This is a genomic window from Bacteroides sp. BFG-606 (assembly GCF_024788145.1).
Lineage (GTDB): Bacteria > Bacteroidota > Bacteroidia > Bacteroidales > Bacteroidaceae > Bacteroides > Bacteroides vicugnae.
The window spans coordinates 3,676,443-3,702,070 of record NZ_JANUIL010000001.1; the positions used below are offsets into that span (position 1 = coordinate 3,676,443).

17 protein-coding genes are annotated in these 25,628 nt (G+C 41.2%); 13 read left to right on the forward strand and 4 right to left on the reverse strand.

Annotation, left to right across the window (positions count from 1 at the left end; all coding sequences use genetic code 11):
- The first annotated feature begins 4 nt into the window (after nt 1-4).
- The 12 genes from NXV01_RS13695 (at nt 5) to NXV01_RS13750 (ending at nt 21,409) form a co-directional block, all read left to right on the forward strand.
- Entirely contained in the window at nt 5-2,371 is a 2,367-nt protein-coding gene (locus NXV01_RS13695) for a hypothetical protein (protein ID WP_259022660.1), read from the forward strand.
- 363 nt (nt 2,372-2,734) lie between these two features.
- Nucleotides 2,735-4,147, forward strand: coding sequence for a glycosyl hydrolase family 28 protein (locus NXV01_RS13700; RefSeq protein WP_148366008.1), 1,413 nt, complete (start codon nt 2,735-2,737; stop codon nt 4,145-4,147).
- A 329-nt stretch (nt 4,148-4,476) separates the two neighbouring features.
- A complete protein-coding gene (locus NXV01_RS13705) occupies nt 4,477-4,806 on the forward strand; it encodes a hypothetical protein (RefSeq protein ID WP_234132037.1) in 330 nt (109 codons plus the stop codon).
- A gap of 44 nt (nt 4,807-4,850) precedes the next feature.
- Nucleotides 4,851-8,927, forward strand: a complete 4,077-nt coding sequence (locus NXV01_RS13710) for a hybrid sensor histidine kinase/response regulator transcription factor (protein ID WP_259022661.1) — start codon at nt 4,851-4,853, stop codon at nt 8,925-8,927.
- Nucleotides 8,928-9,041: 114 nt separating this feature from the next.
- A complete protein-coding gene (locus NXV01_RS13715) occupies nt 9,042-9,416 on the forward strand; it encodes a hypothetical protein (protein WP_217721480.1) in 375 nt (124 codons plus the stop codon).
- A gap of 237 nt (nt 9,417-9,653) precedes the next feature.
- Nucleotides 9,654-10,184 carry a sigma-70 family RNA polymerase sigma factor gene (locus tag NXV01_RS13720; protein ID WP_259022662.1) on the forward strand — a complete coding sequence of 177 codons (531 nt, stop codon included), beginning with the start codon at nt 9,654-9,656 and terminating at the stop codon, nt 10,182-10,184.
- A 49-nt stretch (nt 10,185-10,233) separates the two neighbouring features.
- Nucleotides 10,234-13,482 carry a TonB-dependent receptor gene (locus tag NXV01_RS13725; protein WP_148366020.1) on the forward strand — a complete coding sequence of 1,083 codons (3,249 nt, stop codon included), beginning with the start codon at nt 10,234-10,236 and terminating at the stop codon, nt 13,480-13,482.
- Nucleotides 13,483-13,515: 33 nt separating this feature from the next.
- On the forward strand, nt 13,516-15,312 hold the full coding sequence (locus NXV01_RS13730; RefSeq protein WP_259022663.1) for a RagB/SusD family nutrient uptake outer membrane protein: 1,797 nt from the start codon (nt 13,516-13,518) through the stop codon (nt 15,310-15,312).
- Between the two features lie 36 nt (nt 15,313-15,348).
- Nucleotides 15,349-16,542 (forward strand): DUF5013 domain-containing protein, encoded by a 1,194-nt coding sequence (locus NXV01_RS13735; RefSeq protein ID WP_148366024.1) that lies wholly within the window; start codon nt 15,349-15,351, stop codon nt 16,540-16,542.
- A gap of 49 nt (nt 16,543-16,591) precedes the next feature.
- Complete coding sequence (locus tag NXV01_RS13740; protein ID WP_259022664.1) at nt 16,592-18,631, forward strand: IPT/TIG domain-containing protein; 2,040 nt, start codon at nt 16,592-16,594, stop codon at nt 18,629-18,631.
- Nucleotides 18,632-18,689: 58 nt separating this feature from the next.
- Nucleotides 18,690-19,988: an alginate lyase family protein gene (locus NXV01_RS13745; protein WP_148366028.1), complete on the forward strand. Its 1,299-nt coding sequence runs from the start codon at nt 18,690-18,692 to the stop codon at nt 19,986-19,988.
- Nucleotides 19,989-20,002: 14 nt separating this feature from the next.
- Nucleotides 20,003-21,409 (forward strand): glycosyl hydrolase family 28 protein, encoded by a 1,407-nt coding sequence (locus NXV01_RS13750; RefSeq protein WP_195649000.1) that lies wholly within the window; start codon nt 20,003-20,005, stop codon nt 21,407-21,409.
- Between the two features lie 386 nt (nt 21,410-21,795).
- On the opposite strand, the gene uxuA is transcribed toward NXV01_RS13750, so the two are convergent.
- Nucleotides 21,796-22,983 (reverse strand): mannonate dehydratase, encoded by a 1,188-nt coding sequence (uxuA, locus tag NXV01_RS13755; protein ID WP_259022665.1) that lies wholly within the window; start codon nt 22,981-22,983, stop codon nt 21,796-21,798.
- Between the two features lie 30 nt (nt 22,984-23,013).
- The gene (locus NXV01_RS13760; protein WP_117935118.1) at nt 23,014-23,829 is read right to left on the reverse strand and encodes an SDR family oxidoreductase; all 816 of its coding nucleotides are present in this window, start codon (nt 23,827-23,829) and stop codon (nt 23,014-23,016) included.
- Between the two features lie 120 nt (nt 23,830-23,949).
- On the opposite strand from NXV01_RS13760, the gene NXV01_RS13765 reads away from it, so the two are divergent.
- Complete coding sequence (locus NXV01_RS13765; RefSeq protein ID WP_259022666.1) at nt 23,950-24,831, forward strand: AraC family transcriptional regulator; 882 nt, start codon at nt 23,950-23,952, stop codon at nt 24,829-24,831.
- A 2-nt stretch (nt 24,832-24,833) separates the two neighbouring features.
- Here NXV01_RS13765 and NXV01_RS13770 read toward each other — a convergent pair whose 3' ends face one another.
- Complete coding sequence (locus NXV01_RS13770; RefSeq protein WP_259022667.1) at nt 24,834-25,289, reverse strand: PIN domain-containing protein; 456 nt, start codon at nt 25,287-25,289, stop codon at nt 24,834-24,836.
- Nucleotides 25,286-25,561, reverse strand: coding sequence for a hypothetical protein (locus NXV01_RS13775; protein ID WP_195649002.1), 276 nt, complete (start codon nt 25,559-25,561; stop codon nt 25,286-25,288). Before NXV01_RS13775 ends, NXV01_RS13770 begins: the two co-directional genes overlap by 4 nt.
- Between the last annotated feature and the right edge of the window lie 67 nt (nt 25,562-25,628).

Genomic DNA, 25,628 nt, shown 5'->3' on the forward strand with positions numbered 1-25,628 from the left:
AACGATGAATATCTTCAGAATCAACAATAAATATGTGGCAGCGGCAATCTTCCTGATGCTTGCTGTTACCTTACAGGCACAGGATTATGGTGCATTGCAATATATGTTACAGAAACGGCCTGCGAATGAAAAGTTCGAGAGCAATAAATTCAATGAACATCTCTTTTTCTCCGCCGGAATCGGGCCATACAGCTTGTTTACAAGTGGAGACAGTCAGGATGGGATGGGAATGACCGCTCATCTCTTTATGGGAAAGTGGATTACTCCGGTTCACGGACTTCGGATAGGGGTGAATTTGGGTTATCTGCCGTCGAGTATCTACGATTCTAAAATAAAAATGGGGGGCGGTAGCCTGGACTATCTGTTGAATATGTCCTCTCTGGCATACGGATACAATGCGAACCGCTGTTTTGAATTATTGGGGATTGCAGGTATAGAAGCCGGTTATTCTAAGGTGGGCGATAATAGCGGGCGTTCCGAAAAGTATCCGGATTTGAAAGGTGGCGGTCAGCTTTATTACGGCGCTCATCTCGGTTTACAGGGAAATGTACGTCTTTCTCCTACATTGGATTTGTTTGTAGAGCCACGGATCGGATGGTATAATGACGGTTTTGCCCATACGGAAAGTTGGAGAAATTATAAAATGGCAGGTTCGGTTCTGGTAGGTCTGAACTATATGCCTGCTGCTCCGATGGGAACTAAGATCCATTTCGATGATTTTGATAATAGCTCTTTCCTGAATCATATGTTTATCTCTTTATCCGGTGGTATCAGTACGCTGAAAGTTCCGGGAATCAAGAATACGATTAAAGGAGCAGGACCGCAGTTCTCTGCCGGAATCGGTAAATGGTTCAGTCCTTCTTCCGGTCTGCGTTTGTCCGGGACAGTTGGACTTTCAGACACCCCTTCGGGCAGTGCAAGCGGCTACTTTAAGCATGTCGATCTGCATGCGGACTATCTGTTGAATATCAATAATGTTCTTTGGGGATATGATGAAGACAGAATATTTAGTCTGATCGGTATTGCCGGAGTTAACCTGGCAGGTACGAAAGGAGTGGATAAAACCGCCAAGTATGCTCCGGGAATAGGAGTTGGTGTGCAAGGAAGTTTCCGTATCAACCGTTCTGTGGATTTATTTATAGAACCTCGCCTTAATGTGTATACTAAGAGATATGCAGGAGGTCGCGGAGTAGGTAGCAATACAGACCAACTCGGAGAGTTGAATTTTGGTTTGACTTATCATACGATTGACCGTGCGGCACGTCCGAAGAACGGATTCTCAAGCAATCACATTGCAGACAATCTGTTTATGACTTCGGGAATCGGTGTGCAAATGTTCCTGAATAAGACGAATCTTGAAAACCTTGGTTCTTTAGGTCCGCAGGCCTCTGTCTCTATCGGTAAGTGGTTGAGTCCTTACTCCGGTTTGCGCCTGGTGGGTATGGGTGGACTCTTTACGAACTATGTAGTTCCGGGAAGTGTTAAAGCGGGCAAACTTAGACATGCCAGTGTTAGTGGCGGCCTTGATTACTTGTGGAACATAACGTCTACCATGAGCGGATATAATCCCGATCGTATCTTTGATTTAATAGGTTCGGTAGGTGTCAACCTTGCTTATACTTCCCAATCAGACCATAAAATCCAACCGGGTGTTAATGCGGGCATACAGGGATTATGGCATGTGAATGATTTTCTCGGTTTGTATATTGAACCACAGATTCGCTTGTATGGAGATAAATTCATCGAAGGCAATCTGGGCTTTATGCAGAAAGACGTGATGGTAGGAGTCAATGCAGGTTTCCACTATCGCTTTGTTCCTTATTCAAAAGCAGCCAATCGTAGCGTGTTTGGTCAGGATGACAAGCGTTACTTCATCTCCGGTGCACTTGGATTGGGTAGCTTGCTCGTAGCCAACAAGGATTTGGTGAAGAATGCAGGTGTAGAAGCAAAAGGAAGCATTGGCAAATGGTACACTCCATTATCTGCATGGCGGGTAAACGGAACAATTATGTACAAGGCCAAAACGTCGTCGAAGATGAATCTCCATTATGCCGGTTTGGGTATGGATTATATGATGAGTCTGGCCACATTGGCAAAAGGATATAGCCCCGGTCATGTGATAGACGTTGTTCCTTTTGTGGGAGTTACTGCCGGACTGGTACGCCGTTACGGTAAGTTTCAGGCAGTGCCGGGACTGGATGCCGGTGTGCAGGTTAAGCTGAAAGTGGCTTCTTCTTTGTATCTGTATGCCGAACCTAAAGTGGGTATCCGTACCGATACATACGATGGCTCCGAACAGGGAAGACCTGACCGCGTAGCTTCCATGGTAGGTGGATTATTATACAGATTCAAGATGCCTACTTTCCAGTAAGAAAAGAAATAGGCACTTTATTATCCGACTATTCATTGTATGAAAACACACAGGGAAACTGAATGCGCCCTTCTATATATATTTCGCCGTATCGGGCTAGCTGATGGTTTGCCTGATAATTATGAGAGAAGTGTTTTTGCAGAGGCAAGTATAAAAGGCGGGAAATAAGAAAACTGAAAAAACAGAAATACTCTAGGTAAATCTCCTTTATTGTTCGTAATAGACAATAAAGGAGATTTTTTGTATTGGTTCCTTGTTTGGCAGTTTCTGTTACCAGGTTGCCAACCTGACCGGAATAGAAAGTGTAGCTTTGCAAAGAACTTCAATAAATAGAATAATTAAAGTATAACATAGTTTGGTGATATGAATATGGTAGAAGTTTTATTTGGCAAAAGAAAATGTTTATTAGCGATAGCTATTGTGTTTTCAACATTCGGGAACGCTCAATTAGTAACCTATCCGGAAGGACTGAACACAGGTATGCCACATAATGATGATTATACAGTCAAAGTACGTGAAGCAGGTGGTGAATGGAAAGATGTATTCGAATATGAAGTTCAGGTAGATATGGATCGGGTACAATCTGCTTCAATGGTACAGTTTGATATGGGCAGTCCCGTAGAAGTGATGGTGAAAAAGAACAATGGTTCAATTCAGGATGTGAAAATCCGTCCGTTGGCAATAGGTATACAACATACGGTAAATCACAATGCAATCTTTTTTACATTAATTAGACCTCAATACCTGTCGATTGAGTTTAATGGTGATCGTTTGCATAATCTTCATTTGTTTGCTAATCCTTTGGAAACAGAAACTTATACTGAAAGCAGTGACAAAGTGATGTATTTCGGACCGGGTGTCCATCGTCCGAAAGATTTGCCGAATACACAGATACAGATTCCTTCCAATACTACTGTTTATTTAGCTCCCGGAGCTGTTGTAAAAGCTAAATTACTGATTGATAAAGCTGAAAATGTACGCATTGTCGGGCGTGGTATTCTCGACCATTCGATCCGTGGAATAGAAGTTACTCATTCTAAAAATGTATGGATTGACGGTATTACAGTCATAAATCCTGATCACTATACAGTATTTGGTGGTGAATCTACTGGCATGACCATCAAGAATTTAAAGTCTTTCAGTTGTAAAGGATGGAGTGATGGCATAGACCTGATGTGTTGCAGTGACGTATTAATAGACAATGTTTTTATGCGGAACAGTGATGACTGTATTGCCATCTATGCCCATCGCTGGAACTATTACGGAGGAAGTCGTAACGTGACTTTACAGAATTCAATCCTTTGGGCGGATATTGCTCACCCGATCAACATTGGAGGACACGGTAACCCGGACGACGCAGTGGGAGAAGTGGTTGAGGATATAACCGTCCGGAATGTCGATATTCTGGAACATGACGAAGATGATCTTCTTTATCAGGGCTGTATGGCGGTGGATTGCGGTGATAAAAATCTGGTACGTAAGATATTATTTGAAGATATCCGTGTAGAGAGTATTCAGGAGGGAAGATTGTTTCATATTAATGTCCGTTTCAATTCAAAGTATGATAAACAGCCCGGACGGGGAATTGAAGATATTACTTTCCGCAATATCACTTATAATGGAGTGGGTGAGAATCCGTCTCTATTGAAAGGGTTTGATAAAGAACGCTCCGTCAAGAATATCATCTTTGATAATGTGATGATCAATGGTGTGAAGATGAAAAACACAGATGATTTTATCACGAATGAATATATAAAGAAAATCACCGTCAAATAGCATAATCTGGAACATGAAGTATGAATAGATAAATTTCTTTGCATTAGGTGCAAACTTCTTTTCTTCTAATACCAAACTTTCTTTAGGTTAAACATAAACTATAAATGCAAGTTTCATTTATATAATCAGAACTTGCAATTATATAAATGAAACTTTCGTTTTTATAATCAAAGCTTGCAATTATAGATTTCTATTAGTTAAGAGCAACTTTAGTATTAGAAGGAAAGAACTTTGCAATAGAGAGATAATAACTTATCTATTTGAGCTTCTTTTTACTACGAAATGCTATCTTTGCTTGTCATTTGGTAGAAAAGAAATCGAATCGCACTATGATTAACAGAATTATATGGATTATTGGGATTGTATGGATAGGGAACATTCAAAATGGAGTACAAGCGCAACGACGTAACTTCATTCATCCCGGAATCACCTATTGTCTAGTTTATCAATCAAAAGGAAATTCTTTATTGTCCGTAGCTTTTGATTCGGAAGTAAAGACGGAACCAGTGAAATTACCCTGCTCCGCACAATGGACGGAAAGAGAAATAGGAAAACTCACTCTTTCCGCAGGAGCTTGCGTACTTCGTTTACAGATAGAGCAAGCCGGAGATAAACTCGAAATCCAGAAAATAATAGTAAAGCAGGATAAGGGGATTTGATTTCTCATTCGTACTTAATAATAGTACTACAAAAAAAGATGGCCATGAAAATTCGAATATGTTTGTTAATCATACTGATGGGATTATTGTATCCGGGTTATATTAGCTCGCAAGAGTCCCCTTATGTATTCCGCCAGATTGGAGTTGTCGAAGGATTACCGGATAACTATGTAAAAAGCGTTTTCCCCATCCCGGACGGACGTATCGGTGTGCGAAGCACTGTGCTGTTAAGCCTGTATGACGGTGCGAACTATTCAAATTTCCCTTTCAATATTCATGGCGAATATTCGATAGCATATAACCATATCATTCCTGAACAGTATATTGATGCTGATAAACGTTTGTGGATGAAAGAACGCAAGAGCCTGCGTGTCTTCGATTTGACTACCGAACAGTATATATATAACGTAGATTCTTTATTCCAACAGTTCGGCTTAAAGGATAAAGTGGCGGATATCATCATTGATTCTGAAAAACACTGTTGGTTTCTGACACCGGGTTCTTCTGTCTATATGTACGATGCAGAGACAAAATCAATCGAGCAGGTTTGCAGGAACGATGAGTTTATGGAATACTATGGCGGATTGCTCGGGGTGGAAAGTCATGGAAAATACAGTTGGATGGTTCATCAGAAAGGAGCTATCCGTTGCTACGATTTGGAAAAGAAACGTTTTGTACAGCAACTTGATTTCCTGAAAGACCAACTGAAACCGGATGACCGTGTAGTTCTGAAGATACTCGATAATGGTGACTTTTGGCTGATGTGGGATCGTGGAGTAGGCTATTATGATGTCTATAATAAAAAATGGAATCAAATTTCAGGTATCCGACTCGGACACTATTCATGGTTCACTTCTATGGACATTGATAAAGGTGGAAATGCATGGGTAGGAACCGTTATCGATGGATTCTATGTCATTGATATGCATAATTTTTCTGTAACCCGGACACAGGACATTCCTTTATTATCAGGTAATACAGTACGTAATGGCATTCAGAGTATCTATTGCGACAAGGAAAACAATTCTGTTTGGATAGGACTCTATAATCAGGGAATGTGCTATTACCATCCCAGCATGAATAAAATAGTGCTGTACAACAAAAAGATGATAAATGGCGACTGGAAAGGAGAGGAAATACGCTGTATGCTCGAAACCTCTAAAGGAGAAATTCTGATGGGTACTACACAAGGTGTCTATCGTTATGAACCGGAGACTAAGAGAATGGACAGATTCTATCATGAATTCAGCCAGAAGAATTGCCGTGTACTCTATGAAGACAGTAAGAAGCGTGTTTGGGTCGGAACATACCACGATGGACTCTACTGTATAGATCATGGAAAGGTACGGTCTTACGATTATCCCGATACGGATTATCAGAATGAACTGGATTTCAGTAATATCCGTGTCATGGTCGAAGACCCTTCCGGTCGGTTGTGGGTAAGTATATATGGTGGTGTAGGATTATTCAATCCGGAAAACGGGCAAATAAACTTATTGTCCGAACAGTTCCCCGAACTCAAAAAATACAAAGTAGCCAATGCATTGGCCATAGATAACCAATCCCGGTTGGTCGTAGGCAGTGATAACGGACTTTACATTTACGATCCTGCAACGAATAAAATATGGATACCGGAGCAAGACGGCCAGGCTAATTCAATCTTCAATCAGGGAAGTATCAAGTACAACCAAATACTCAAAGACCATGAGGGAACTTTATGGTTTGCCACTCAATATGGCTTGAGTGTCTTGACTCACAATGGGCAAAGCTACACATTAGGGAGAGAAGAAGGTCTGTCCAAAGCCATCCTGAACGTAGTGGAAGATAAGAACCATGATATATGGATTTCGACAGTCACTTCTATTTATAAGATAAAAGTAGACAGAAGAGCTGATAAATACGGCTTTCATGTAATCAGCTGTCTGTCGGAAGATGAAATCCGTCAGGATGATTTATATAGTTTCCCTTCGTTAATGACCAGGGATAATCAGCTTTTCCTGGGGCTGATGAACGGCTTTATCGCTTTCTCACCAGAAAACATGATAGATAATCAGTGCCTCAATCGTCCTCTGTTTACCTCATTCCGCTTGTTTAATGTTCCGGTTGTTTCGGGCGAAAGATATAACGGACGTGTCTTATTTGATAAAGCATTAAGTTATTCGGACGAAGTACAATTAAAATATGATGAGAACTATATCACACTTGAGTTCTCTGGTCTGAACTTCCCTAATCCTTCTCAAACCTCTTTCCGTTACCAACTGGAAGGATTTGACAAGGAATGGACGGAAACCCTTTTTGAGAATGGACAAGGACGTGTTGTCTATAATAATCTCCCTTCGGGCGAATACATCTTCCGTGTGTCCGCTGCCGGAAACGACCGGATATGGGGACCGGAGTCTGCATTCAAAATTGTAATTCATCCCCCGTTTTGGGATACACTGGCCGCTCGTGTTTTCTATGCAATTTTAGGCATTCTCTTAATCTTCGGGCTGATCTACGTAATAAACCACCGCAACCGGCAGAAGATGATTCGTATGCAAGAAGCGGAAGCGTTGAGGCAGAAAGAAGAACTGGATCAGATGAAATTCCGTTTCTTCACAAATATAAGCCATGAACTCCGTACTCCGCTGACGTTGATTATCACACCATTGGACATGATGATACGTCGATTGACAGATGATGCGATGAAAAAACAACTGAATACCATCTATAAGAATGCTCAAAACCTATTGTCATTGGTGAATCAGTTACTCGATTTCCGCAAACTGGAAATGAAAGGAGAGAGGTTGCATCTGATGAACGGCGATATGGAGGAATTTATTGTTTCGGCCTATAACAACTTCATGCCAATGGCAGTAGAGAAGCATCTTAACTTTGTGAACCAATCGGAACACAGAGCGCTTTATATGTTCTTCGACCGGGATAAGGTACATAAGATTGTGAATAATCTCTTGTCCAACGCCTTCAAATATACTCCGGAAGGCGGGACGGTAGTCTTACAGCTTGCAACAGAAGAGATAGAAGAAAGAAACTACGTGAGAATATCCGTATCCGACACTGGAATCGGAATATCTGAATCAGACCTTCCCTATATCTTTGACCGTTTCTATCAGGTAGGAAATGAAGGGGACGAAAAAATAGGCAGTGGCATCGGACTTCATTTGGTAAGGGAATATGTAAATATACATGGTGGCCGTATTAAAGTGGACAGTCAGATAGATCGCGGATCAGTATTCACCGTTTGGTTGCCGATGGATCTGAAACCGGAACCGGACGAACTGCCGGAAGAAATCATCGGAACGGAAACACCGGACGTTAAAGAGAAAGAAACCACTACATCTACAGTCGATGATAACCTGAAGAAACTGTTGTTAGTGGAGGACAATCAGGAATTCCGTACTTTCCTGAAAGAACAGTTGGAAGATTTCTATCAGATTATTGAAGCGGCAGACGGCGAGGAAGGAGAGCGAAAAGCAATAGAAGAAAATCCGAACCTGATAATCAGTGACATTATGATGCCAAAGGTAGACGGTATCGAACTTTGCCGTCGGATCAAGACGAACGTGCAGACTTCCCATATACCTGTGATATTATTGACAGCCCGCACCGCTGATGATATCAAGATAAACAGCTATGAAGTAGGAGCAGACTCTTATATGTCGAAACCTTTCAACTTTGATATGCTCATGGTACGCATCGAAAAGTTGATAGAACAACAGGAAAAGAGAAAACAGGAATTCCGTAAAAACATAGAGGTAAATCCGAGTGCTATCACTATCACTTCGGTAGATGAACAACTCATACAGAAGTGTCTGGAATACATAGAAAAGAACATGGACAATCCGGAATATGGTGTAGAAGAGTTGAGTGGTGATTTGGGTATGGTGCGTATGAGCCTTTACCGTAAGTTACAATCCATCACCGGACACACGCCGACGGACTTTATCCGCAGCATCCGTTTGAAACGGGCGGCACAGTTATTACAAGGAAGTCAGTTGCCGATTGTTGAAATAGCGAACCGGGTAGGATTCAGTTCACCCAGCTATTTCTCGAAGTGTTTTAGAGAAATGTTCGGGATGTTACCTAAGCAATATGCCGAGGAATCGGGAAGAAAAGAATGACATTGTGCTTGTATTTGTAGTTTAATTATTACATTTGCGCTGAATAAGTGAGATAATTGTAAGATCTTGTTCACATTGGGGCAGAAGAAGTTTTATTTTATAATATATATTGATATGAAAGTATTAGTTTTAATTTCGTTGGTAGGAGGTTTGATGTTATCTTCTTGCGGAGGTAGCAGTTCAAAAAATAATGCGAGTGGTAAAGAAGTAAATCCGGCAGATACAATCTATTTGGGCGATTTGCGTGAAAAGTTTGCGGATGACAGCATTTTCTTTAAAGTAGTGGCACCGGATTTGATGTTAATGGATTATCAGTATCTTTGGGCAGTAACAGAATCGGAAGCGGTAGAGAAAGGACTGACGAAAGAATACTATAAACGTGTGAAGAAAGAAATCACCGATACGAATGAAGCGATCAAAAGAGGTGTGATGAAAGGTGCGAACGTAAAACGTATACCGGATTTCCAGACATCGCAGGATAATAAATAATGAATCCTTCCGGATGAAAGCTTTCATCCATGCAAATTTAAGAACAGGGGAGTCGTCTAATGTAACGGCATCCCCTTTTTTATTGGAGTGACCGTTAGATTTATCCCGATGAAATGGGACGTTTTTGCAAAAATACACGCTTGTTACGATAGTTTTGTTATCTGTTACTTTTGTGATATTTTAGTTCGAAACTTGTTCCTACTTTTGTATCATCGTTAAACGGATAAATTTAATGCCATGAATAAACAGCAAGCTACATTTGACGACTTTTTCTCTGAATGCTACCTTAAATATAAGGAGTATATCAAGAACTACATCGCTATCCGCATTTGCCATCCGCACGAAGCGGAAGATTTGGCGCAGGATGTCTTTGTCCGCTTATGGGAACACAGGGCATTCGTGAACAAAGATACAGTCTGGTCTTTGCTCTTTACTATCGCCCGCAATATCGTAACTGATAAAATCCGTCGTTATTATAAACAGGAAGATTTCGTCGCCTATATATATAATAGGATGGAAGACATCGGTCGGAATACCACAGAAGATGCCGTTCATTATCGTGAACTAAAAAAGATGCACGACAAAGTTATGGAAGCTCTTCCTGTCAAACGCCGTCAGATCTATGAACTTAGTTTCAATCATGAACTGTCTTGTCCTGCCATTGCAGGAAAGCTGTCCTTATCTCCCCGTACAGTAGAATGTCAATTATTGCTGGCTCGCAAAACTGTTCGTACTTGTTTGAAAAATGAATTCTCCAAAGTCGGTTAAATACCAGATTCGGAAAAACACATATTAACTTTAACAATTTAATAGTATTATGGAAATTAAATCCAAATTCTTGTGTTCAAAAGGAGTCGCATTGGCTTTTGCCATGCTGCTGGGTGGTTCGCCCGGTGTATTGCTCTATGCAAATGATTCTGTAGAAGAGAGTTTGATGGTAGCCCAGACAGGCCGTATCATCAAAGGTCTTGTGACAGATGCGAATGGTGAACCATTGATTGGTTGTAATGTAGTGGTCGTAGGAAGCAATGCAGGAGTGATTACCGATATTGACGGTCGGTTTACACTGAATATTCCTGCTGATGCCAAACAAATTAAAATTAGCTATATCGGATATGTAGATCAGATCATTAACCTTCACGACCGCTCTGATTTTAAGGTAGTATTAAAGGAAGATAATAATGCATTGGATGAGGTTGTTGTAGTGGGGTATGGTACACAGAAAAAAGCGACATTGACAGGGGCGGTAGAACAAATAGGTAGCCAGGTATTGGAAAGCCGTGCCATTACCAATGTTGGTGCTGCTTTGCAAGGAGCTACTCCGGGTTTGGTAGTCACTCGTTCTTCCTCACGTCCGGGTAATGAAGGTTTGAATTTCCAGATTCGTGGTCTGACATCTGTCAATGGAGGTAGTCCGTTGATTATTGTAGATGGAGTACCTGTATTGAATGCAGAGTCATTCCAAAATCTAAATTCGGATGATATTGAAAATATTAGTGTTCTGAAAGACGGTTCAGCTTCCATTTATGGTGCGAAAGCAGCCAATGGTGTTATTTTGGTAACTACCAAAAAAGGTAAGGGCAAGACCACCGTAGATTATGGCTTCAATATGCGTTTTACCACTAATGGCATTATGGCTTTCTCTCCCAGTATGCAGGAATATGCCACCATGTGGCTGGAAGCCAATAAGGAAATGCCGGAGCATGACTGGTGGGGCTGGGGAGAAGAAAATCTGAAAAAGATGGCTCAAGGCATTGAAGGTATTTATGAGTCGACTGTGGCCGATTGGGGTACGATGTTCGTAGGTAATGCCAATCGCCTGGATGAATTGTTTGCCCGTCGTTATTCCTACCAGCATAACTTGAGTGTAGCAGGTTCTACGGATAAATCCGATTACCGTATTTCTTTAGCTTATGCTGATAACCAAGCCAATCTGGCCACTGCTTATGATGGACAGAAACAGTTGAACTTGCGCTTGAACTACGGAATCAAATTGACCGATTGGTTCAAACTGGAGACTTCAGCCAGTATGATTAAAACAAATACCGAAACGCCCACACATGGTATCGATCGTACACTCTACGGGAATGATGCTCCATTCTTTCCGGCTAAGAATCCTTATGGACAATGGTATGCTAACTTCGGTAATGTAGGTGACCGCAATGCGGCAGCAGCTACAACAGATGGCGGACGTGACGAGAGAGAGAATCTGACCACTCGTGTTGATTTTAAAGCATTGGTGGATATTTGGAAAGGAATTACTTTCGAGGGTACTGCTTCCTTTCAAAATGAGGAATATCGCAGGGAACGTTATTCGCTTCCGGTACAGTGCTACAATTGGTTCGGCGAGCAGACGGCGAAGTTGGTGTATGAAACAACACAAACCCTTAGTACTCCGCAAGATGTGATGAATTTTAAAGATTCCCATCAGCCGGGATATCTGGTACAGGCAAACAATTCCCGGTATCAATACTATTCAGGGCTATTGAAATATAAGCGTACATTTGCCGAAGTACATAACATAGATGCCATGTTCGGTATCAGTGCCGAGAAATGGGTGACTAAAAAAGTGGTTACCGCTCGTGAGAAGTTTGAGGATGTCGGAATTTACGATCTGAATCTGGCTACAGGTACACAGGGGAACGGGGGAGGAAAGACTCATAATGGTACCTATTCATATATTGCCCGTTTGAATTACAACTATGCGGAAAAATATATGGTTGAATTGATGGGGCGCCGTGACGGAAACTCCAAGTTTGCTCCCGGTTACCGTTTCAAAAGCTTCGGTTCCGTTTCTTTGGGATGGGCGTTCTCGGAAGAACAATTTGTAGAGTTTCTAAAGCCTGTTCTTTCTTTTGGTAAGCTGCGTTTAAGCTATGGTAGTTCAGGCAATGATGTTGGGCTGGGCGATTACGATTATGTATCTACTGTCTCTCTTGGGACGGCCGGTTTTGGAACTATACCTGCCAACCAGGTATCTTCAGGTTTCGGTGGTTTAATTTCTTATGACCGTACCTGGGAGAAAGTTTCACAAAAAAACTTCGGTATCGATCTTAACTTCTTTGATAATCGCTTGAAAGCTACATTCGATTATTTTATAAAAGATAATACCGGTATGTTGGTAAATGTCACCTATCCGGGCGTATTAGGAGGTAAATCTCCTAAAACGAATAGTGGTCATTTGAATGTAAAAGGTTGGGAGTTTACTATCGGATGGCGCGACCAGATTAAAGACTTTTCTTACTATGCCAACTTTAATATTGGTGATACAAAGAGTCTGTTGAAAGAGATGGAAGGAGCAGATTCTTATGGGGCCGGTTGGAATGCAGCCGTGAATGGATATCCATTGAATTCGTACTTCCTTTATCGCACAGATGGTTACTTTAAAGATCAGGCGGAAGTAGATCGCTATTATGCACTTTATGGAGAGGGTAAAGAAGATTTGACTGGTGTAGGAGCAGGAAGTGCAAGCCGGTTGCGTCCGGGTGATACCAAACGTTTGGATTTGAATGGTGATTATAAGATTTCCGGTGCAGGGAATGAGAATAGCGATTTGCAATACCTCGGTGACTCCAATCCACATTTTGTTTTCGGTTTCACATTGGGAGGATCATGGAAAGGTTTTGATGTGAACGCGATGTTCCAAGGTGTCGGCAAGCAGTATGTTATCCGTAATGACTGGATGGCTTATCCTTTTCAAACACGTACCGCCAATCAGAACCCGACATATTTGGGCAAAACATGGACAGAGAGCAATCCGAATGCGGAATTCCCTCGTCTGACTACTAATGCAAACCTTGCACGCTGGAATTATCAGAATAATGACTTTATGATGCAGAATAACCGCTATATCCGTTTGAAGACATTGATAGTCGGCTACACATTGCCGCAGATATGGACGCGCAAGGTGAAATTGGAAAAAGTACGTGTTTACTTCTCTGGTAATGATTTATGGGAAGCTACCAGTATTCGAGACGGTTTCGACCCGGAAATGGGAGCAGCCTCCAACAACAGTGGATACCCGTTTGCACGTACTTGGTCGTTCGGTCTGAACGTCACTTTATAGTAGCTATGGAAAATTAAATACAGAATAGAAGATATGAAAAAGATAACGAACTATATATTAATTTGCACCTGCGCACTGGGATTTTCTTCATGCGTGAATACGTTCCTTGACTTGGAACCACTGGATGCCAAGACAGATGTGATTTATTTCAAAACTCCGGAGCATTTCCGTGAATATGCTAACGGGCTTTACGGGCAATTATTAGGATGGCAATCTTCTTATGGAAGTATATTCGATCACATGGATGCAGCATCCGATCTCTCCACTTGTTTCAGATATTCGTATGGTGTAGGAACCGGTGTGATGGGAGTTCCTAATGACGATAGTCGTTGGGAGAACTGCTATGGTAATATTCGTGCCACTAATCATATGTTTGAAAGAGCAGTTTCTTCCTATACAGGTAATTTGGCGGATATTAAAAAAGAATTAGCCGAAGGTCATTTCTTTCGTGCCTATAACTATTTTTACTTATTAAAGTTTTTTGGCGGAGTGCCTGTCGTTACGAAAGTTCTCGACGTGACTTCATCGGAATTATATGGAAAACGTAATAGCCGTTATGAGGTTGTCAACTTGATTCTCTCCGATTTGGATGAGGCTATCGCAGGGTTGCCGTTGGAACAGAATATAACCTCTGCCGACAAAGGTAAAATCAGTAGACAGGCTGCACAGGCATTTAAGGCTCGTGTGTTACTTTATGAAGCTACTTGGCGTAAATACAATGGCACTTCTACCGATTTTGAAGGTTCTGCCGGTCCGGCTTCCGATCAAGTAAATGCTTTCCTGGAAGAATCTCTTCAACTATCCGAAACTGTGATGGGGGATGCTGTTTATTCTCTTTGGAATTATAATAATGTAGCAGCGATGAGAAATATGAGTAGCCGTTACCTGTTTAATATTGAAGAAGAAGCTAGCAATCCTGCCGGTGCAGGAAGAGCGACGAACAAGGAATTTATCATAGCTTCTGTATATAGTCAGGAAACGCGTAAAGGACAGGTTGCTTTGAATCAGGTGATTTATACGGATATGCGTCCCAGTCGGAAATTAATTGATATGTTTTTATGCACCGACGGGCTTCCGGTCAGTATGTCTGATAAATTTCAGGGATATAAGAATCCGGGGGACGAATTTCAGAACCGGGATTTCCGTTTGACCTCTTATGTGGGTTCATATGCTACGAGTCTGACAGTTGAGAACTGTGGGTATGGTGTTTCCAAGTTTGCTATTACTGATATTCAACGCCAAAGTAAAGATGAATCGGCCAATTATCCGGTACTTCGGTTGGCAGAAGTATACTTGAATTATGCTGAAGCTGTGATGGAACGCTATGGTGAAATATCAGATGACCAGTTGAATAAATCAATAAATAAAGTCCGTGCCCGTGCAGGAATTGCCAACCTGACAAATGCATTGGCAAAGCGAATTCAGGAAGGAGTACCGGCAAATGCGAGTAAGACAGTTAATCAGGTAATGCTGGATGAGATCCGTCGTGAACGTGCTTTGGAACTCTATATGGAAGGTTTCCGTTGCGACGACCTGAAACGTTGGGGCATTGCGGAAGAGAATCTGAATGAGTCTCGTTGCGGTGCGGTAGTAGGTAATGCCAGCTATCCGACAGCATTTATAGACGAAAACGGGAATGCTACCAGTGCTTTCAATCCGGCTATTTTTACGAAAGGGACGGAAGAAGTAGAGACAGGTAAAGGTAAACTACCTTGTGTAGTGCTTCTCAAATCATCCGACTGTGCATTTACTAAGGGAGATTATTTGTGGGCGATTCCAAGAAATCAAATCAACCTGAATTCAAATCTGGTACAAAATCCGGGATATTAATCATTCAAACGTTTAACGTATAATACCATAGATTATATGAAGTTTTTATTCAAATATACATTTCACTTGGCAATACTTGCTTGTGTTTCCGCACTTTTCTCCGGTTGTGAGCAAGATCCCAAGTATAGAGTTTATGATTATCCTGTGCCGGTAGTGGAGAGCATTTATCCAACGGACGGATATGTCACTACACAGGTAGTTATTACGGGAACCAATTTTGGTGACCGTGCAGAAGCTGTGAAGGTCTTCTTCGGTGAAGCTCAATCAAATAAAGTGCTCGATTGCAAAAATAACCGTTTGGTAGTGGAAGTGCCGGAAACAGCAGTAACAGGCAATCTGTCTTTACAGATTTATAATAAAAAGGTGGAGAATATCGGTTATTATACAGTATTGCCGACACCACGTGTCATTACAGTGACCTCTGATAGTGAAGACGGTGAGGGGGTAGCTGATACGGGAGACAGGGTTACTATAACAGGTGAGAACTTTGGTGCGGATCCATCTGATATTTCTGTCAGCTTCAACGGAACGCCGGCTGAATTTGAACTGGTGGATGAATCTACTATTGTTGCGACAACTCCTGCAGATTATAAGACAGGTAATGTGACTGTAACTATTCATGGATATACAATGACAGGTAGTGCAATGTTTAATCCTAACTCAAAGGGTGATGTGACAGTGCTTTACCTCCAAAACTACAAGCAGCCGTTTGCCAAGGCAAATGACGAAAATTGGAAGAACGGTGAATGGTGGACTCCGGCAGTATGGAATCAGAATAAGGCATCTTTCAATGCAAAAAACAATACTACTGTTACCGGAATGCAGTATAAAGCAGCAGAGGGCTTCACATTAGCGTTCCAGAATGGATGGGACAAGGAAGCTTATGCGAATGGGAAAATGTGGCAAGTTGCTACGCTCCGTCCTGGTAAGTATAGATTGGAAGTTACTTATGCCTATTCGTTGGTAGTAAATGATGCGGGGAATTTTATTTCTGCATTAATAGCTAAAGGAAATAGTGAGAGTGATATACCGGATGTGGCTGATATTGAGCAATTAGATGGAGTTTGTGTGGTCTATGATAAAGCTGGTACAAATGATGATTCGGGTACGTTGGTGACACCTTCGTTTGAAGTGGCGGAGACAACGGATGTTGTCATTGGATTCCTTACTTCTCTGGCCAAAGGCAATTCATACTTTAAGGTAACAGAATTGAAATTGATTCTTGAATGATGTGGAAAAAGAAAAAAGAGTAATTCATCGTGATAATATAATTAAGATTATGAAGAAAATATATAACTATCTGTTTCCCGTTTTCCTCTCGCTTTTCGCATTGGCTGCTTGTGACGAGGATAACGAAGAAATTGTTCCAATGAGTTACACTGATCCTGTGGCAACTGTAACAAAGATAGATCCTGTAGAAGGATATGTTGGGAATGAGTTTACCGTTAGTGGCAGTGATTTTGGTATCAGAACAGAAGATGTGAAAGTTTTTATCGGTTCCCAGGAGGCAGCAGTAGTCTCCTGTGTCGACGATGCAATTCTTGCGAAAGTGCCGGAATCTGCAACAAACGGAAAGATAACCGTTGAAGTCTTCGGACAACGTGTAGAGACTGATCTTGTTTATCGTGTACTTGGTAAGCCGGGTGTTAGTGTAGTGAAACCTTCCTATGGTTTTCCGGGTGCCAGTATTGTTTTCGAAGGACAAGAATTCGTTTCTTCTAAAGCATTATACACCTTGACTTTTGGAACTTCCACAGAAAAGGCGGAGATTGTGGGTACGCCTACTGATACCGAATTTACAGCCAAAGTTCCCGAGACAGCTGGCAGTGGAGTCATGACACTTGTTATGGCAGAACAAACGATTGATTTAGCATCTTATCCTTTCACAGTGTTGAAGCATGCAACGCTTGATATTCCTAAGGAAGGCGAACCGGTTCCATCTGGTTTTGCAGGCAGTAAATTTGCAATAACAGGAACCAATCTTGTGCAAGAATTGCTGGATAGGTCTGTTGAGGGGTTGGAGCCTTTGAAAGTCACTTTCTCTAAAGCTGGCGGAGAACCTGTAGAAGCTGCAATAGATACTGATAATTTGACAGATAAGAGTATTCCACTCACTGTACCTGTTTCGTTGGAAGCCGGAGATTATACAATTACTGTCATCACTCCGTTTGAAACTATTGGGACACAGTTGAAATATACGGTATTACCGATGCCGACAGTAACAGGCATTTCAACGAAAGCCGGATATATTAATGCGGAAGTAACGATTATTGGTCAGAACTTTGGTACGAAAGCTGAAAATATTCAGGTCTTTTTCGGAGAAACAGTTTGTGATAAAGTGACACTGAATGATAAAGGTAATATTGTAGTGAATGTTCCAAAAGGAGTTTCATCTGAAGCTCCGGTGAAGATTAAACTGATCATTCAGGGTAGGGAAATAGAGATGGGCGAATCGGGCACATTTGAAGTTTGGGAAACTCCGGAAATCACTTCCGTTGAAACACCGTATATTTATCCTTATGGTACATTAGTAAAAGCCGGACAGGAAATAACATTTACAGGAAAAGGTTTTGGAACGGATAAGAATTCTGTTACAGTTACTTTTGAGGGAATATCCGTACCTGTTGCGGTTAAAGAGATTACTACGACTGCTATAACAGTAACAGTTCCGCAAGGTTTCAATGGTGGAAAAGTAACAATGGTGTTTGAAGGCATTACACAGCCCGTAGAGAGTGATATATTACAACCTCTGCCGGCGGATGGAGATATTTCTCAATATGTACTTATGAATTATAAACAGCCTTTTGACTATGTAAAAGAAGGTGGAGATAATGGATTCCATAAAAAAGGAGAGTGGGCAAAAGCCGCTTATTGGATAGTTCAGAACTCTAACTTGACTGCCGGTGAAGGAGGTGCTGCTGTTGATTTGGCATTTAAAACGAAATATGGTGATGGAAGTGACGCAGGTTTGGCTTTACAAACAGATTGGGGATTTGACAATCCTAAAAATGATGGTAAGGTATATCAGACTTCTCATCTTCAAAAAGGAAAATATAAGTTGACGGCACACGTTTATGAATATGACGGCAGAGGTTTTACCGGTTATGTTGCGGTTTGTAAAGGCAATGAGATGGCAAATACTAGTGATATACCAAGTAAGAGTCTGGCAAACGCTTCTATTTCCGGTACGGGTGATGTAGTCGTTGATATTCTTGTGGAAGAGCCTACCGATGTGGTCATTGGTTTTGTTTGTACGATTACAGTAAAACAAGGACGGGCTAAGATAGATAATTTCAAATTAGAGTTAGTAGAGCAATAAACTATAATTGGGTACACCGTAATCAATGGTAGATGCGGTGTACCATTAAACCAAAAGTATGATGAAAAAGATATATTACATAGCTGCAGTATTCGCTACCCTGTTTTTGGCAGGATGTGGTGACGGCATTGACCTTCCGGGTGTCAATGTGGAAACTGATTTGAATAAAATTCCCCTTCCTGATAATAACGTAAATTTGGAACAGGTTGAACTTAAACCGTCAACAGAACCCATGCTGCATGAAGGGTTGCATACGGAGGCAGATTTCCAGCGTATCCGGGATAAAAAAGCTGCCGGAGAAGAGCCTTGGGTAAGTGCTTATCAATTATTAGTAGAAAGTCAGTTTTCGCAGAAGACGGCAGATACTTATCCTACGGAATGGATTAAACGTGGAATTTCCGGTGATGAAAATTATATGAATGCAGCCAGAGGGGCTACTATCGCATATCAGCAAGCGCTTCGTTGGAAGATTGAACAAGATGATGAATATGCGGCAAAAGCGGTGGAGAATCTGAATAAGTGGGTACAGACTTGCGTCGGTGTAACGGGTAATACGAATTTATCACTTGCCGCAGGACTTTATGGTTATGAATTTGCTATTGCCGGTGAATTATTGAGGGACTATGGAGGATGGGACCGTGCGGACTTCGCAGCTTTCCAGAATTGGTTACTTAAAGTGTTCTATCCTGCCAATGACGATTTTCTGAAACGCCATCACGATACGAATGCGTTACATTATTGGGCTAACTGGTGTCTTTGTAATATAGCGGCTAAAATGGCTATCGGCATCGTTACCGATCGTCGTGATATTTATAACGAAGGTATCGACCATTTGCAGACTGGTGATACAAACGGACGTTTACGTCGTGCTATCTATCACGATTATGCACCGGACTATAACTTTGCTCAATGGCAGGAGAGTGGACGTGACCAAGGGCACACGTTGATGTGTGTCGGATTGATGGGAATTATTTGCCAGTTGGCATGGAGTCAGGGAGACGATTTCTTTGCCTATGATGACAATCTGTTCATGCGGGCTTGCGAATATGCCGCTTGTTGTAATTATACCAATGAGACTGTACCATATACTACTTATATATGGCAAAAACAGAGTCAATGGGGATATCCGATTCCGGAAGAGCAAACAGCACTTGGTGACGGTAAATGGATCAAACGTGCGATATGGGCGTTGCCTTACTATCATTACAAAGGGGTAAAAAACATCTCGGATGATAATCTCAAATACACTAAGATTGCTACCGAATATGTAGGAATAGAAGGAGGCGGCGGTTATTATGATGCTAATTCCGGCGGATATGATGTACTTGGACTTGGTACATTGATGTATGCAAAATAAATGAACAACTTAAAATGAATAGACTGATACGAATAGCGTTTACATTTTTACTTGTAATGACTTCAGGAGTTATACAGGCAGAAATTGTCATCTATCCGGTGCCACAAGGTATCTACTATGCCCGTCACAACGACGACTACACAGTAAAGGTACGTCAAGTGGGTGAAAAAGATTGGGTAGACCTTTATGAATATAATGTAAAGGTGGATATGGATACCAAGTCGGATGCAACCATGGTACAGTTTGATTTTTCCGGTAAAGTGGAAGTGCTGGTGCAAAAGAATAACGGAGAACTCCGTTCAGCAGTAGTGCGTCCGTTATCCAAAGGCATTCAGCCGGAGATAGACGGAAATTTTCTGCTGTTCACATTGGATAAACCGCAAAAGCTCTCTGTAGAGTTCAACGGTGACCGTTTGAATAATCTGCATGTGTTTGCCAATCCGATCATTGAGAATGTGCCTGATAAGAATGATCCGAATGTGATGTATTTTGAGTCCGGTATACACGAACCCACTGATGTGGCAGGCAAATGCTTCCGTATTCCTTCCAACACGACTGTCTATCTGGAAGGTGGAGCGGTGCTGAAAGGTTGCCTGACTTGCGACAGTGTAGAGAATGTAAAGATTCTCGGACACGGTATGTTGCTTGAACCGCAGCAGGGAATATCGGTGGCATACTCCAAGAATGTACTGATTGATGGAATTACAGTCGTCAACTCCCGTCACTACACTGTTTCCGGTGGGCAATCGCAAGGAATCACTATCAAAAACCTGAAATCATTCAGTTATCAGGGCTGGAGTGACGGATTGGATTTTATGTCCTGCTCGGATGTAGTGATTGATGATGTTTTTCTTCGTAATTCAGACGACTGTATAGCCATCTATACGCATCGTTGGAATTATTATGGAGATTCTCGTAATATCCGTGTACTTAATTCTACACTATGGGCGGATATTGCTCACCCCATCAATATCGGTACACATGGAAATACGAAAACAGGAGATGAAGTTTTAGAAGATATATTGTTCAAGAATATCGATATCTTGGAACATGATGAGGACGATCGTGATTATCAAGGCTGCATGACTATCAACGTAGGAGATCACAATCTGGCACAAAACATTACTTTTGAGGATATTCGTGTGGAGCATATTCAGGAAGGACAGTTATTTCATCTTCGGGTGATGTATAACCAAAAATATAACACAGGGCCCGGCAGAGGTGTCAGAAACATAACGTTCCGTAATATTTCATGTATCGGGAAATATATCAATCCTTCTTTGATGGAAGGTTATGATAAGAATAGGAAGGTTGAGAATATTTTGTTTGAAAACATCGTGTTGAACGGCAAACGGATCACCTCTTTGGAAGAACTGAATATAGATAAAAAAGATTTTGTAGGGAAGATACGGATAAAGTAGCTAACAAATAAAAGATTGTGTTGATTTTACCCTCACACTCTCACCCGGCTCTCAATCCCTTTATCCATCGAACTTTCGTGGGTGAGGGTAAAGGTGAGGGTAGTGTGAGGGTAAAATTTACCCTCACATATGATCATAACTAAAGGCCCGGAGGAATGGTCGTTTCTTGTCTTTGAGACTGAATTTTCCAACTTTAGAAACTATAGTTTTCCGCTTTTGGAACTGGAGTTTCGAGCCTTTGGAACTAAAGTTTCAAGGCGGGAAACCATCAGTTTCAAGGCGGGAAACACTTTGTTTCACACCGTGAAACAAAATATTTCCCGCCTTGAAACAAATAACTTGGTTATTGCTCTGACGAAGCTCTGTACTGTATCAGTACTGCAAGATTATAATACAATCTGTCGTTCTTTCTCATCATCCACCACAGCCATCATTCCTTCTACTTGTGCAAGAGCCAGCATACGTCCGTGGAAAGAATATCCCGGATTGTAGCCTTTATCTTCATCTCCCAGCATCATTCGTCCGTGGTCTACACGCATCGGTAATCCCGGATTTTCCTTCTCGAAGATACGGATAAGGTCAATCAGATGTCCTCTTCCCGTAAGATGGGAGCTTTCAATGAAGTTTCCACTTTGCATGGCAGCCGTGCTGCGCAGGTGTACGAAATGAGTCCTTTTTGCAAATTTCTTAGCCAACTCACGTGTATCGTTATGCTCGCCTGCACTCAAAGAGCCTGCACAGAAAGTTAATCCATTATGAGGATTATTTATGGCATTCAGGAACCATTCAATATCACTTTCATTGGTAACGATACGTGGCAAACCTAATACCTGAAATGGAGGATCATCCGGATGTACGCACATATTAACTTCATATTCTTCGCATACAGGCATGATTGCAGATAAGAAATAACGCATATTTTCACGCAAAGTATCGCGGTCTATATCTTTGTACAAAGCGAGTAACCGCTTGAAGATGGCAACCGGATTTTTATCTCCTTCTTTGATATTGCCGTTGACAAAACCTTGTGTCTTGACGATAATGGTATCAATCAAAGCGTCTTTATCTGCTTCTGTGATAACCTTATCTAACTCGGCAACTTTCTGAAGTTCTTCTTCAGTGTAATCTTTTTCAGCTCCTTCACGTTCTAGGATTCGGATATCGAAATAAGCAAAACGGATGCGGTCATAATACAGGGAACTGGTACCGTCCGGCCAAGGGTATTGCAAGTCTGTACGTATCCAGTCGATAACGGGCATGAAGTTGTAACAAACTGTTTTTATGCCGCATTTACCCAAATTGGCAAGGCTTGTTTTGTAGTTATCAATTAACTGTTCACGTTCCGCTCCTGCGTATTTGATTGCTTCACAAACAGGAAGGCTTTCCACTACCGACCAGCGTAACCCATACGATTCGATGTATGATTTCAAATCGTTAATAGCTTCTACTGTCCATATTTCACCATTCGGTACATCATGCAGGGCAGTGACAATCCCTTCTACCCCTATTTGTCGGAGCATCGGCAAGGTAATCTTGTCTTTCTTGCCGAACCATCTCCAAGTTTTTTCCATCATAGTTTCTTTTCTTTATTAAGGAGCGATTATTTATACTCCGCTGAATGCACTGAAACCACCATCGATAGGTAGCATGGCTCCGGTTACGAAGCTAGCGGCTTCACTACACAAGAAATGCACGGCGCCATTCAATTCTTTAATATCACCAAAACGTTTCATAGGAGTTTTAGCCAATACTTTCTTGCTTCTATCTGTCAGTGAACCGTCCGGGTTGATGAGCACACGACGGTTTTGGTCGCCGATAAAGAAGCCCGGTGCAATGGCGTTTACACGGATACCATCACCGTATTTAAGTGCCATTTCGCTTGCCAGCCATTGAGTGAAATTGGCTACGGCAGTTTTCGCAGCCGAATATCCCGGTACACGGGTGATAGCGCTGTATGCTGCCATTGAGGATACATTAATGATACATCCTTTGCCTTGTTTTGCCATTACTTTACCGAATATCATAGATGGGTAGACTGTCCCGTTCATATTCAGATTAGTCACTTTTTCCCAGCAAGAGATATCCATATCATAAAAGTGCTGATCCGGCTCAAGGGTAGCTCCCGGCATATTGCCACCGGCAATGTTCAATAGAATATCGATCTGTCCCCATTTGGCTACGATTTCTTCGGCTACTTTCTCCAGGCTGGCGATGTCAAGTACATTACCGATGATACCGATTACATCGTCACCGTATTGCTTAAGTTCAGCCACACGGTTGTCTAGTTGCTCCTGACGAATGTCAATAGCGACTACTTTTGCTCCCTGCTGTACAAAGTGTTGGGCAATATTTCCACCCAGTACACCACCTGCTCCGGTAATAACAGCAACTTTACCGGCAATACTAAATAATTCGTTCATGGTTTCTATCAAATGTTTTTATGAATTGATGCAAAAATAGCGGGTTTTTATACATGCTATGATGCGTATTTTTGCAAGATATTTACCTATCTTTGCAAAGGTAGTTTAGAAAGGAGATTTATGAAGAAGATAATGAATGAGAAGTTGACTATTACGACTTCCAATCCCGTCCGTGCCCGCTTTTATGAATATCCGCGTTTTACGTATCCGTGGCATTTTCATAATGAGTATGAAATTATCTATGTAGAGAAGGGAGAGGGGGATTGCCTGGTAGGTGACAGCATTATCTCTTATTCAAAAGGTGATTTGATTCTTTTCGGTTCCGAGCTGCCTCATAGTATGCAAAGCCCACCGGATGACGGAGAAGAATCCGATAATGGAGAAAAATCCAAACTGAAAGTAAAAGGAGTGAATATTCAGTTTGAGAAAGATTTTATGCATTATTCTATTTCTCAATACTCCCAGTTTATTCCTATCAGGAATTTATTGGAAGATGCTTGCAGGGGGATTAAATTCACTGTTGTCCACTCAGGGAAAATTATCAAGCTATTAAAACAGATACCTTCTGCCAGGGGAGCGGAGCAAATCATCCTGTTGCTTTCACTTTTACAGATGATGGCTACCAATAATCACAGGAAATATCTGACTACTTCCCATTATACCCCATCTCCTTCCATCATGCGTAATGAAAGAATGGAAAAGGTGATTGCTTATTTGAATAAACATTATACCGAGTCTATCGGTCTGGATGAAATTGCTTCTTACACAGCGATGAACCCTGCTGCTTTCTGCCGATACTTTAAAGAAAACACAGGAAAGACATTCAAAGAGTATGTACTTGATATGCGTATCGGATATGCTTGTAAACTATTGAATAGTAGTATGATGAATATATCTCAAATTAGTGCTACTTGCGGATTTGAATCACCTGTACATTTTAACCGCATCTTTAAAAGGGTGACAGGAATGACACCGACTTTATATAGAGAGCAGATGGAATAATATCAAAGTTCAGATGATATTTTTCTTATAAATTCTTCGGGAGTTACAATCTCTATTTGGTCATTGTTGGTATAGAAGTCTTTTTTATTCAGAGTTATTAGGTATTCACATTGTTCGGCTATTGCATTTTGATATTGATAACTATCTTCTATATCTGTAAAATTAGCATCCCATATGCCTTTGTTTAATTCTTCATTTGAAATGTCGCAAATATCCGACATTAATAATATGTTATTAAGTATATTACGTAGCTTATCTAAACGTTGCTCTTTGGATAAAGAATTTGTTTTCTTTAAGTATGCCTCCACAAGATATGTAATTGTATATAAAGAACCTTGAGAAATATAGCAGTCGACAACTCCAGTTTTATATAGATTGTATATGCGGGAGATTTCAGCGGAATGTGAACGGTTGGTTATGGATTCCATTAATATATTGGTATCTAAAAAGACTCTCATTCTAGGTTATATTTTTCTTTTAAAATATTATCTCTCATCTCTTCCCAAGGAATTTCAGAATCAATACTTCCTATTAAGGATTGGCTATCGAACAATTCTCTCCTTTTCTTTCTGGAAAGATTAATCTGTCCCCCTTTTTCTTTTTGAAGCTGCATATACTGTTTTAGTACATCAACATTTTCTTCTTCTCTGATGGACTTAATAATTTTACGTCTTATATTTTTGATATATGACTGGGAATAATATTCACCTATGGGTTCTTCTACTTTCATATCTTGTTCTGCTTACAATCTAAACAAAGATACTATTAAATAATAGAACTAAAAATAATATTTTATT

Coding starts and splice junctions, on each gene's coding strand:
- NXV01_RS13695 (WP_259022660.1), top strand. CDS start 5: ATGAATATCTTCAGAATCAACAATAAATATGTGGCAGCGGCAATCTTC.
- NXV01_RS13700 (WP_148366008.1), top strand. CDS start 2,735: ATGAATATGGTAGAAGTTTTATTTGGCAAAAGAAAATGTTTATTAGCG.
- NXV01_RS13705 (WP_234132037.1), top strand. CDS start 4,477: ATGATTAACAGAATTATATGGATTATTGGGATTGTATGGATAGGGAAC.
- NXV01_RS13710 (WP_259022661.1), top strand. CDS start 4,851: ATGAAAATTCGAATATGTTTGTTAATCATACTGATGGGATTATTGTAT.
- NXV01_RS13715 (WP_217721480.1), top strand. CDS start 9,042: ATGAAAGTATTAGTTTTAATTTCGTTGGTAGGAGGTTTGATGTTATCT.
- NXV01_RS13720 (WP_259022662.1), top strand. CDS start 9,654: ATGAATAAACAGCAAGCTACATTTGACGACTTTTTCTCTGAATGCTAC.
- NXV01_RS13725 (WP_148366020.1), top strand. CDS start 10,234: ATGGAAATTAAATCCAAATTCTTGTGTTCAAAAGGAGTCGCATTGGCT.
- NXV01_RS13730 (WP_259022663.1), top strand. CDS start 13,516: ATGAAAAAGATAACGAACTATATATTAATTTGCACCTGCGCACTGGGA.
- NXV01_RS13735 (WP_148366024.1), top strand. CDS start 15,349: ATGAAGTTTTTATTCAAATATACATTTCACTTGGCAATACTTGCTTGT.
- NXV01_RS13740 (WP_259022664.1), top strand. CDS start 16,592: ATGAAGAAAATATATAACTATCTGTTTCCCGTTTTCCTCTCGCTTTTC.
- NXV01_RS13745 (WP_148366028.1), top strand. CDS start 18,690: ATGATGAAAAAGATATATTACATAGCTGCAGTATTCGCTACCCTGTTT.
- NXV01_RS13750 (WP_195649000.1), top strand. CDS start 20,003: ATGAATAGACTGATACGAATAGCGTTTACATTTTTACTTGTAATGACT.
- uxuA (WP_259022665.1), bottom strand. CDS start 22,983: ATGATGGAAAAAACTTGGAGATGGTTCGGCAAGAAAGACAAGATTACC.
- NXV01_RS13760 (WP_117935118.1), bottom strand. CDS start 23,829: ATGAACGAATTATTTAGTATTGCCGGTAAAGTTGCTGTTATTACCGGA.
- NXV01_RS13765 (WP_259022666.1), top strand. CDS start 23,950: ATGAAGAAGATAATGAATGAGAAGTTGACTATTACGACTTCCAATCCC.
- NXV01_RS13770 (WP_259022667.1), bottom strand. CDS start 25,289: ATGAGAGTCTTTTTAGATACCAATATATTAATGGAATCCATAACCAAC.
- NXV01_RS13775 (WP_195649002.1), bottom strand. CDS start 25,561: ATGAAAGTAGAAGAACCCATAGGTGAATATTATTCCCAGTCATATATC.